The sequence below is a fragment of the Streptomyces sp. NRRL F-6492 genome (genome assembly GCF_001280125.1).
GTDB lineage: Bacteria > Actinomycetota > Actinomycetes > Streptomycetales > Streptomycetaceae > Streptomyces.
Window position 1 is genome coordinate 58,675 of sequence record NZ_LGEG01000241.1, and the last position, 11,068, is coordinate 69,742.

Consider the following 11,068-nt stretch of genomic DNA (forward strand, 5'->3'; position numbering starts at 1 on the left):
CCGCGTGCCCGCCCCGTACAGTTGATCTCGTGACCAGCACGCAGACCTCCCCGCTCCGTTTCCTCAAGGGCCACGGCACCGAGAACGACTTCGTGATCGTCCCCGACGCGGAGAACGCCCTCGACCTGCCCCCCGCCGCCGTCGCCCGGCTCTGCGACCGGCGGGCCGGCATCGGGGGCGACGGGCTGCTGCACGTCGTGCGCAGCGCCGCCCACCCCGAGGCCCGGCACCTGGCCGACGAGGCCGAGTGGTTCATGGACTACCGCAACGCCGACGGCTCGGTCGCCGAGATGTGCGGCAACGGGGTCCGGGTCTTCGCCCGCTACCTGGAGCACGCCGGACACGTCACCGCCGGCGAGGTGGCCGTCGCCACCCGCGGCGGGGTCAAGCGCGTCCACCTCGACAAGGACGGCTCCGTCACCGTGGCCATGGGCCGCGCGGTCCTCCCCGGGGCCGCCGCCACGATCACCGTCGACGGCCGCAGCTGGCCCTCCCGCAACGTCAACATGGGCAACCCCCACGCGGTCGCCTTCGTCGAGGACCTCGACCACGCCGGGACCCTGTTCACCGAGCCCGCCTACGCGCCCGCCTCGGTCTACCCGGACGGGGTCAACATCGAGTTCGTCGTCGACCGGGGCCCCCGCCACGTCGCCATGCGGGTCCACGAGCGCGGCGCCGCCGAGACCCGCTCCTGCGGCACCGGCGCGTGCGCCGTCGCCGTCGCCGCCGCCCGCCGGGACGGCGCCGACCCCGCGGAGACCGGCACCCCCGTCACGTACACCGTCGACGTCCTCGGCGGGACCCTGGTCATCACCGAGCACCCCGACGGGCGGATCGACATGACCGGCCCGGCCGTCATCGTCGCCGAGGGCACCCTCGACCCGGCCTGGCTCGCAGAGGCTCCCGCGAACGCCGCAGGCCCCGGAATCGAAACTGTCAACGACTGAATCATCGCTCGAATGGGTGATCCGATTCACGCTGAGCGAGAGCGTGACTGCGCCGCGTGGTGGGGTCGGTAGCATCAAGCACCGGCCCCCGGGCACGCCTGGCCCGCCCACCGCCGGTCTGTCGCCGGAGGTGCCCCATGAGCGCAGAGGCCACCAACCCTGTGAGCGCGGCGGACGACGCCGCCACCGACGTGACCGTCCGCAGACGCGGACGCGCCCGTATCGACCTGCGCCGGCTCGGCCGCGCCGCCCTGCTCGGCGCCACCGCCGGACCGGCCCCCCGTGACCGGCTGCCCGACGCCATCGGCCACGTGGCCGAGGCGCACCGCGCCCACCACCCCGAGGCCGACCTGACGGTGCTGCGCCGGGCGTACGTGCTGGCCGAGTCCTCGCACCGCGGCCAGTTCCGCAAGAGCGGCGAGCCGTACATCACCCACCCGCTCGCGGTCACCCTCATCCTGGCCGAACTCGGCGCCGAGACCACCACCCTGACCGCCTCCCTCCTCCACGACACCGTCGAGGACACCGAGGTGACCCTCGATCAGGTGCGCCGCGAGTTCGGCGACGAGGTCGCCTACCTCGTCGACGGCGTCACCAAGGTCGAGAAGATCGACTACGGCGCCGCCGCCGAACCCGAGACCTTCCGCAAGATGCTCGTCGCCACCGGCAACGACGTCCGGGTCATGTCGATCAAGCTCGCCGACCGCCTCCACAACATGCGCACCCTCGGCGTGATGCGCCCCGAGAAACAGGCCCGGATCGCCCGGGTCACCCGGGACGTCCTCATCCCGCTCGCGGAACGGCTCGGCGTCCAGGCCCTCAAGACCGAGCTGGAGGACCTGGTCTTCGCCATCCTCCACCCCGAGGAGTACGAGACCACGCGCGCGCTCATCGCCGCCCACCCGCACGCCCCCGACGCGCTCGGCGCCGTCGCGGAGCAGGTCGACGCCGTCCTGCGCGAGGCGGGCATCGGCGCCGAGGTCCTCGTCAGGCCCCGGCACTTCGTCTCCGTCCACCGCGTCCGCCTCAAGCGCGGCGAGCTGCGCGGCTGCGACTTCGGCCGGCTCCTCGTGCTCGTCGCCGAGGACGCCGACTGCTACGGGGTCCTCGGCGAGCTGCACACCTGCTTCACCCCGGTGATCTCCGAGTTCAAGGACTTCATCGCGGCGCCCAAGTTCAACCTGTACCAGTCCCTGCACACCGCCGTCGCCGCCCCCGACGGGGCCGTGGCCGAGGTCCTCATCCGGACCCACCGGATGCACAGGGTCGCGGAGGCCGGGGTCGTCGCCCTCGGCAACCCCCACGGGGGCCAGGAACCGGCCGAGCCGCCGGAGGGCACGGCGCCCGAGGACGGCGAGCGCGTCGACCCCACCCGGCCCGGCTGGCTCTCCCGCCTCCTCGACTGGCAGCAGTCCGCCCCCGACCCGGACACCTTCTGGACCTCCCTGCGCGCCGACCTCGCCGAGGACGACGAGATCACCGTCTTCCGCGCCGACGGCAGCGCCCCCGGCACGATCAGCCTGCCCGCCGGCGCCAGCTGCGTCGACGCCGCCTACGCCCAGTACGGAGAGGCCGCCCACTCCTGTCTCGGCGCCCGCGTCAACGGGCGCCTCGCCCCGCTGAGCACCGTCCTGGGCGACGGCGACACCGTCCAGCTGCTGCTCGCCCAGGACCCCGTGTCCGGCCCGTCCCCGGAGTGGCTGGACCACGCCCGCACCCCCGCCGCCCGGATCGCCATCACCGAATGGCTGCGGGCCCATCCCGAGAGCGCCGCGCCCGCCGCCCCCCGGCTCCCGTCGCCGCCGCAGTCCCCGCCCCCGGCCGAGCCCCGTCCGGCCGCCGACCGCCGCCCCGGCGCCGAACTCCACGCCGACCTGGACGGGGAGCGGCCCGCCGCCGTCCGGCCCGCCGGGTGCTGCACCCCCGTACCCCCCGACGAGATCACCGGCTTCCTGGTGCGCGGCGGATCGGTCACCGTCCACCGCTCCGGCTGCGCCTCCGCCGACGCCATGCGCCGGGTCGGCCGCGCCCCCGTCGCCGTCCGCTGGGGCGACACCGCCCAGGGCAGGGTCACCCTCGTCGCCGAGTCCTTCGGCCGCCCCGGGCTCCTCGCCGACCTCACCGAGGCCATCGCCGCCGCCGGGGCCGCGGTCGTCTCCGCGACCGTCGAGCCGCCCAGCGAGCAGCGGGTCCGCCACACGTACACCCTCCACCTCCCCGACGCGGCGGAGCTCCCCGCCCTCATGCGGGCCATGCGGGACGTGCCCGGGGTGTACGACGTGAGCCGCGCCCGCCACCGCGCGTCACCCCGCCCCCGCCCGCGCCGGGCGTGACGGGACGCAACCGTGACCGGACGGGACGGACGTACGGGGGAGGGGACCGGCACGTGCCCCCGGGCGTGACCCCCTTCGGGTGGCGGGCGGGCGAGCCGTCCGGGCGTGCGGCGAAAGCCCTGGTAGCCGTAGGTCCAGTCCTCCGGAAAGGCCCTGGTCCATGCCGTTCGCCCGTTTCCCCGTGCCGTTCGACCACACCTCCCCGCCCCGCTCCCGGTGGCTCCGCTCCGCCGCCCTGGTCGCCTCCTCGGCCGGGCTCGTCGCCGCCTCCCTGCCCGCCCCCGCGCCGCTCGGCATCGGCGACCCGCTCTTCCCGCACCTCGGCAACCCGGGCTACGACGTCCTCGCGTACACCCTCGACGTCGCCTACCCCGGCGTGAACACCGAGCCGCTCTCCGCCGTCACCCGGATCGACGCGCTCGCCACCGACGACCTGGAGCGGATCAACCTCGACTTCACCCACGGCGAGGTCTCCGCCGTGACCGTCGACGGCCGGCCCGCCGCGTACACCAGCCGCGGCGAGGACCTGGTCGTCACCCCCGCCGCGCCCGTCGGCGCGGGCGAACCGGTCCGGATCACCGTCACCCACACCAGCGACCCCTCGGGCCCCGCCGACACCGGCGGCTGGGTCCGCACCGGCGACGGCCTCGCCATGGCCAACCAGGCCGACGCCGCCCACCGGGTCTTCCCGTCCAACGACCACCCGGCGGACAAGGCGTACTTCACCTTCCGGATCACCGTCCCCGACGGGCTCACCGCCGTCGCCAACGGACTGCCCGCCGGCCGCGTTCGCCACGGCTCCACCACCACCTGGACCTACCGCACCCGCCACCCCATGGCCACCGAGCTCGCCCAGGTCTCCATCGGCCGCTCCGCCGTCGTCCACCGCGCGGGCCCCCACGGGCTGCCCCTGCGGGACGTGGTGCCCACCGCCGACCGGGAGCTCCTGGAGCCCTGGCTCCGCAGGACGCCGGGGCACGTGGAGTGGATGGAGCGGCAGGTCGGCCCGTACCCCTTCGAGACGTACGGCGTGCTCGTCGCCGACGCCACCACGGGCTTCGAGCTGGAGACCCAGACCCTCTCGCTCTTCGAGCGCCGCCTCTTCACGCAGCCGGGCCTCCCCGAGTGGTACGTCGACTCGATCATGGTCCACGAGCTGGCCCACCAGTGGTTCGGCAACAGCGTCTCGCCCCGCAGCTGGTCCGACCTGTGGCTCAACGAGGGACACGCCAGCTGGTACGAGGCCCTGTACGCCGAGGAGACCGGCGGCCGGTCCCTGGAGCGGCGCATGAAGGCCGCCTACGCCGCCTCCGACGGCTGGCGGGCGGCCGGCGGGCCCCCGGCCGCCCCCGAGCCCCCCTCGCCGGACCACAAGATCAGCCTCTTCCGGCCCGTCGTCTACGACGGCAGCTCCCTCGTCCTCTACGCGCTCCGCCAGGAGATCGGCACCGACGCCTTCCGGCGCCTGGAGCGGGCCTGGGTCGCCCGGTACCGCGACGGGAACGCCACCACCGCCGACTTCGTCGCCCTGGCCGGCCGCACCGCCGGACGCGACCTCACCGGCTTCCTCAAGGACTGGCTGTACGCGGAGAAGACCCCGCCCATGCCCGGACACCCGGACTGGCGCAGCGACCCTGCCGGGGGCGCGGGAAGGGCCCCGAAGGCCGGATGACCGGGTGACGGGCCCGCCGGGCGCCCCCGAAACCCGGATGACGGGCCCCGGCGGACCGTGTCACCATCGTCCGGTCGGCGGCGCGGCCGGGGTGCGGGAATCTTCCGGCACCCGTGCGCGTTGTCACCGGCACACACTCTTTCTCTCCTCAGACGTAAGGATCCAATGACCTCCTCTTCATCCCCTTCCCAGGACAACCAGAGCTTCGCGGAGACGAGCCGTACCGAGAGCCTTCGGGCCGATGCCCTGATGGAAGAGGACGTCGCCTGGAGCCACGAGATCGACGGAGAGCGGGACGGCGACCAGTTCGACCGCTCCGAGCGCGCGGCCCTGCGCCGCGTCGCCGGCCTCTCCACCGAACTTGAGGACGTCACCGAGGTCGAGTACCGCCAGCTGCGCCTGGAGCGCGTCGTGCTGGTCGGCGTCTGGACCTCGGGGACCGTGCAGGACGCGGAGAACTCCCTCGCGGAGCTCGCGGCCCTCGCCGAGACGGCGGGCGCCCTCGTGCTCGACGGCGTGATCCAGCGCCGCGACAAGCCGGACCCGGCCACCTTCATCGGCTCGGGCAAGGCGCGCGAGCTGCGGGACATCGTGGTCGAGACCGGCGCCGACACCGTCGTCTGCGACGGCGAGCTCAGCCCCGGCCAGCTCATCGCCCTCGAAGACGTCGTCAAGGTGAAGGTGGTCGACCGGACCGCCCTCATCCTCGACATCTTCGCCCAGCACGCCAAGTCCCGAGAGGGCAAGGCGCAGGTCGCGCTCGCGCAGATGCAGTACATGCTGCCGCGACTGCGCGGCTGGGGCCAGTCGCTCTCCCGGCAGATGGGCGGCGGCGGCGGTGGCGGCATGGCCACCCGCGGTCCCGGTGAGACCAAGATCGAGACCGACCGGCGCCGCATCCGCGAGAAGATGGCGAAGATGCGCCGGGAGATCGCCGAGATGAAGACCGGCCGCGACGTCAAGCGGCAGGAGCGGCGCCGCAACAACGTGCCGTCGGTCGCCATCGCGGGCTACACCAACGCCGGCAAGTCCTCCCTGCTCAACCGGCTCACGGGCGCGGGCGTCCTCGTGGAGAACGCGCTGTTCGCCACGCTCGACCCGACCGTCCGCCGGGCCGAGACGCCCACCGGCCGGGTCTACACCCTGGCCGACACCGTCGGCTTCGTCCGGCACCTTCCGCACCACCTGGTCGAGGCGTTCCGCTCCACCATGGAGGAGGTCGGCGACTCCGACCTCATCCTGCACGTGGTGGACGGCTCGCACCCCGCCCCGGAGGAGCAGTTGGCCGCCGTGCGCGAGGTCTTCCGGGACGTCGGCGCGGTGAACGTGCCGGAGATCGTCGTCGTCAACAAGGCGGACGCGGCGGATCCGCTGGTCCTCCAGCGACTGCTGCGGACGGAGAAGCACTCCCTCGCGGTCTCGGCCCGCTCGGGCCAGGGCATCGAGGAGCTGCTCGCGCTCATCGACGCCGAGCTGCCGCGCCCGAAGGTCGAGATCGAGGCCCTCGTGCCGTACACACAGGGCGGTCTGGTCTCGCGGGTGCACGCCGAGGGCGAGCTGGAGTCCGAGGAGCACACCCCCGAGGGCACCCTGATCAAGGCCAGGGTGCACGAGGAACTGGCGGCGCTCCTGGCGCCGTTCGTGCCCGCCGCGCACTGACCCCGGCCGTACGCGCCGAAGGCGCCGGCCCCCTCCCTTCGGGGAGGGGGCCGGCGCCTTCGGGCGTTCCGCGGGCGGGACGGGTCAGCGGGCGAACTTCTTGCTGACCACCTCGTGGGCCGCCTTGGCGCCGCTGCCCAGCTGCGGTCCGGCGAGCCAGCCGTTGCTCCCGGCCGGGCCGATCGAGGTGTTCGACACGAGCACGGTCCTCCCGTCCGGCAGCGCCCGGAACCAGCCGCCGCCGGACGAACCGGCGGTCATCGTGCAGCCGATCCGGTACATCACCGGGGTCGCGGGCGCCGTGGTGAGCCGCGTCGCCCGGTCCAGGCACTTGTGCATGATCACGCCGTCGTACGGGGCGGCCTGCGGGTAGCCCCAGGCGCCGACCGTCCCGGCCCGCGCGGGCGCCGGGGCGGAGAAGTCGACCGGCAGGGCGGCGCCGACGGTCTCCTCCAGGGACCTGCCGCCCCGCTGCGGCTTCACGTGCAGCACGGCGTAGTCGTACGGCCAGGCCTGGTTGGTGCCGCCGGACCTGATCCAGTCGCCCGAGGTCACGGCCCAGTCGGCCCAGTACTGGCCGTACGGGTACACCTCGTGCGGCTGCGCGTCGCTCAGCGCGGCGGGCGACCTGCCCAGGTCGTTGTAGGCGGGCACGAAGGTGATGTTGCGGTACCAGCCGCCCTTCTTGCCCGCGTGGACGCAGTGCCCGGCCGTCCAGACCAGGTTCGACTTCCCGGGCCGGCGGGGGTCCTTCACGATGGTGCCGGAGCAGACCATGTGGCCCTGCGGCGCGTCGAAGAAGATCTTGCCGACCGGGGCCGCGTTGCGGTGGTACGGCGTCTTCTCGCGCCGTGCCCGCACGGGCCGGGGCACCGGGTCGGTGCCACTGGCACCGGCCTGGGCGGTGACCGTCTGGTCCGGGCTCTTCGCGGACCGCATGCGCGCGGGGTCCCAGAGGCCCTCGATCACCGGATTGACGAAGTCCTCGGCCTCACGGAGCCAGGTGTCCCTGTCCCAGTTCTTCCACTCGCCGTCCCTCCAGCTGTCCGGGTCGACGCCGTGCTTCCTGAGCTTGTCGGCGAGGTCCCCGGTGAGGCCGGCGTCGCCGTCCCCGGCGTCGGCCGCGGGACCGCTCGCCCCGGCGGCCGGCTTGTCGGCCGCCGGGGTCTCGGTGGGGCCGCAGGCCGTGGCGGTCAGCGCGAGCGCCGTGACCAGGCCGAGGGCCGCGGGTACGAGTCGTACGGAGCGCATGTGGTGAGTTCCCCCTGAGGTGTGTCCCGCCGGGGCGTCCCGCCGGGGCGTCCCGTCGGGGCGTTCCGGCGGGACGTGCCCCGGCGTCCGGGGCCGGCCGCGGTCCGGCGCGGCCCGCGGGACGGGTGCGACATGGGTGGAGGCGGGACCCCGGGGTCCCGCCTCCGTGCCGGATCTACCGTCCGGCGTACTTCTCGCTGACCGCGTCGAAGATGCCCTTGGCCTCCGGGCCGAGGCGCGGACCCGCGAGCCAGCCCGCCGTCGACGGGCCGACCGAGGTGTTCGACACCAGCGCCGGCCGGCCGTCGCGGCCCTCGGCCACCCAGCCGCCACCGGACGAACCGCCGGTCATCGTGCAGCCGATCCGGTACATCGTCGGCTGGTTCGCCTTCAGGGACAGCCGGCCCGGCTTGTCCTGGCACTGGAACATCTTCTGGCCGTCGTACGGCTTCGCCGCCGGGTAGCCGGTCGCCGTCAGGCTCGCGATCTTCGGCACGGCGGGCGCGTTGAACTCCACCGGCAGCGCCGAACCGACGGTCTCCTCCAGGGACTTGCCCGAGGAGCCCTTCTCCGGGGTCACCTTGATGACCGCGAAGTCGTAGGGCGCGCCCGCGCCGCCCGTGCTCGCGCCCTCGGCGATCCACTGGTCGGAGGTCTTGACCCACTCCGCCCACCACACGCCGTACGGGGCGACCTGCTCCCGCGTCGCCTTCTCCAGGTCGGAGGTGGCCAGCGCCGAGTCGTTGTACGAGGGCACGAAGGCGATGTTGCGGTACCAGCCGCCCTTCTTCCCCTTGTGCACGCAGTGCCCGGCCGTCCAGACCATGTTGGACTTGCCCGGGTGCGCCGGGTCCTTCACGACCGTGGCCGAGCAGACCATGGAGCCCTCGGGGCCGTCGAAGAAGACCTTGCCCGACTCGGGGGCGTTGTCGTGGTACTTCGCGTCCACGGCCTTCGCCCGCACCGGCTCGGGGGTCGGGTCGGTGACGCCCTCGTCACCCGAGATGTCCTCTTCCGCGACCGGCTTGTCGGGGCGCTCGGCCTCCCGCATCCGGTCCGGGTTCCAGAGGTCCTCGATGATCGGGTTGACGAAGTCCTTGGCCTCACGCAGCCACTTGTCGCGGTTCCAGTTCTTCCACTCGCCGTCGCGCCACTTGTCGAGGTCGATCCCGTGTTCCCTCAGGCGGTCCTTCAGGTCCTCCGGAATCTTGATCTTCTCGGTCGGGCTCAGGCTCGCGGGCGCGCTGGGCTTGTCCCCCGCGTTCTCCTCGCTCGGCCCGCAGGACGTAACGGTGAGCGTCAGTACCGCGACGGCGGAAGCCGCCGTCAGCAGCGGACGAATCGATCGCATCTCGTGATCCCCCTGGGACTACGTCAACTTGTACGGCTTGCCCATGGGCTCGTTCCGGGCTCGTTCCGGGGCTTGCCCATGGGCGAACGGTGGCCGGATCCCGGCGGATCGCGGCCGACGGCCCCCACTATGCCGGTGCCGGAGGGGACGGTACGCGCCCCGTCGGCGGTTCCGGGCACCGTTCGGCCGTTGCCGTGCCGTGATCCGGGACACGCCAAGAACTTGCCTCCGGCCCGTGATCCCGGGGAGTTCCCGTCGTTGGTACGTACGGGGGACACAACGGAGGCGCCGGGCAGGGCCCTTGCGGCCGCTCCACGACGTCCCGATGTGCAACGCAACCGTTACAGCGGGAGGACACCGAGCCGTGGCCGTGACCGAATCAGCTCCGGCCGTCCCGGCGGAGCCGCACGCCCCGCCGGCCCCGCCGGACGCCCCGAACCGGGCGGGCGGAAGCCCCGAAGCACCTGAAGGGCCGGAAGGCGGGCGGGCCTCCCCGTCGGGGCGGACGGTGCGGGGGACCGGGTACGAGGGGATCCTGCGCCGCCAGTCCCTGCGCGAGTCCGCCGCCCGCACCTACGCCCGCTCCCTGCCGATCGTGCCCGTGCGGGCCCGGGGCCTGACCATCGAGGGCGCCGACGGCCGCCGCTACCTGGACTGCCTCTCCGGCGCCGGGACGCTCGCGCTCGGCCACAACCACCCCGTCGTCCTCGAAGCCGTCAGGAAGGTCCTCGACTCGGGCGCCCCGCTCCACGTCCTCGACCTCGCCACCCCCCTCAAGGACGCCTTCACCTCCGAGCTGTTCGCCACCCTCCCCGGCGACCTCGCCGACGACGCCCGCGTCCAGTTCTGCGGACCGGCCGGCACCGACGCCGTCGAGGCCGCCCTCACCCTCGTCCGCACCGCCACCGGCCGCGACGGCCTCCTCGCCTTCACCGGCGCCTACCACGGCATGACCTCCGGAGCCCTCGCCGCCTCCGGCGGAGCCCGCGACGTCCGCGTGACCCGGCTCCCCTACCCGCACCCCTACCGCTGTCCCTTCGGCGTCGGCGGCGAACGCGGCGCGGAACTCTCCGCCCGCTGGACCGAGAGCCTCCTCGACGACCCCAAGAGCGGCGTCACCACCCCCGCCGGAATGATCGTCGAGGCCGTCCAGGGCGAGGGCGGCGTCATCCCCGCGCCCGACGCCTGGATGCGCCGGATGCGCCGGATCACCGCCGACCGCTCCATCCCCCTGGTCGTCGACGAGGTCCAGACCGGGGTCGGCCGCACCGGCGCCTTCTGGGCCGTCGAGCACAGCGGCGTCGTGCCCGACGTGATGGTCCTCTCCAAGGCCATCGGCGGCTCCCTCCCGCTCGCCGTCGTCGTCTACCGCTCCGCACTCGACGCCTGGGAACCCGGCGCCCACGCCGGCACCTTCCGCGGCAACCAGCTCGCCATGGCCGCCGGCACGGCCACCCTCGCGTACGTCCGGGAGAACGGGCTCGCCGAACGGGCCGGCACCCTCGGCGCCCGCATCCTCGGGCAGCTCCGGGGCCTCGCCGCGGCCCACCCGTGCGTCGGCGACGTCCGCGGCCGGGGCCTGATGATCGGGGTCGAACTCGTCGACCCCGACGCGGCCGGGCCGGACGACGCCGTCCCGCCCGCCGCCCCCGCGCTGGCCCTCGCCGTCCAGCAGGAGTGTCTGGCCCGCGGACTCATCGTCGAACTGGGCGGCCGCCACTCCGCGGTGGTCCGGCTCCTGCCGCCGCTGACCCTCACCGACGAGCAGGCCACCGCCGTCCTGGACCGCTTCGCCGACGCCCTCGCCGCCGCCGAACGGGCCCGCGCCCCCCACCCGCCCCCCTCACGCCGGGTC

General features: G+C 74.2%; 7 protein-coding genes. 5 read left to right on the forward strand and 2 right to left on the reverse strand.

Annotated features, from left to right (window positions below; genetic code table 11):
• The first annotated feature begins 29 nt into the window (after window positions 1-29).
• The 4 genes from dapF to hflX all read left to right on the forward strand — a co-directional run bounded on the left by dapF (window position 30) and on the right by hflX (window position 6,611).
• Window positions 30-947, forward strand: a complete 918-nt coding sequence (gene dapF / locus ADL08_RS25670; RefSeq protein ID WP_053646940.1) for a diaminopimelate epimerase — start codon at window positions 30-32, stop codon at window positions 945-947.
• Between the two features lie 137 nt (window positions 948-1,084).
• Window positions 1,085-3,280, forward strand: coding sequence for a RelA/SpoT family protein (locus ADL08_RS25675; protein WP_053646942.1), 2,196 nt, complete (start codon window positions 1,085-1,087; stop codon window positions 3,278-3,280).
• A gap of 160 nt (window positions 3,281-3,440) precedes the next feature.
• Complete coding sequence (locus tag ADL08_RS25680; RefSeq protein ID WP_053646944.1) at window positions 3,441-4,952, forward strand: M1 family metallopeptidase; 1,512 nt, start codon at window positions 3,441-3,443, stop codon at window positions 4,950-4,952.
• A gap of 165 nt (window positions 4,953-5,117) precedes the next feature.
• Window positions 5,118-6,611, forward strand: coding sequence for a GTPase HflX (gene hflX, locus ADL08_RS25685; RefSeq protein ID WP_053646946.1), 1,494 nt, complete (start codon window positions 5,118-5,120; stop codon window positions 6,609-6,611).
• A gap of 84 nt (window positions 6,612-6,695) precedes the next feature.
• Here the strand turns inward: hflX and ADL08_RS25690 are convergent, their stop codons facing one another.
• Window positions 6,696-7,862: a trypsin-like serine peptidase gene (locus tag ADL08_RS25690; RefSeq protein ID WP_053646948.1), complete on the reverse strand. Its 1,167-nt coding sequence runs from the start codon at window positions 7,860-7,862 to the stop codon at window positions 6,696-6,698.
• A gap of 175 nt (window positions 7,863-8,037) precedes the next feature.
• Window positions 8,038-9,213: a trypsin-like serine peptidase gene (locus tag ADL08_RS25695; RefSeq protein ID WP_053646950.1), complete on the reverse strand. Its 1,176-nt coding sequence runs from the start codon at window positions 9,211-9,213 to the stop codon at window positions 8,038-8,040.
• 364 nt (window positions 9,214-9,577) lie between these two features.
• Between ADL08_RS25695 and ADL08_RS25700 the strand changes: the two genes are divergently transcribed.
• A partial coding sequence (locus ADL08_RS25700) for a diaminobutyrate--2-oxoglutarate transaminase family protein (RefSeq protein ID WP_420710543.1) occupies window positions 9,578-11,068 on the forward strand: 1,491 nt, incomplete at its 3' end.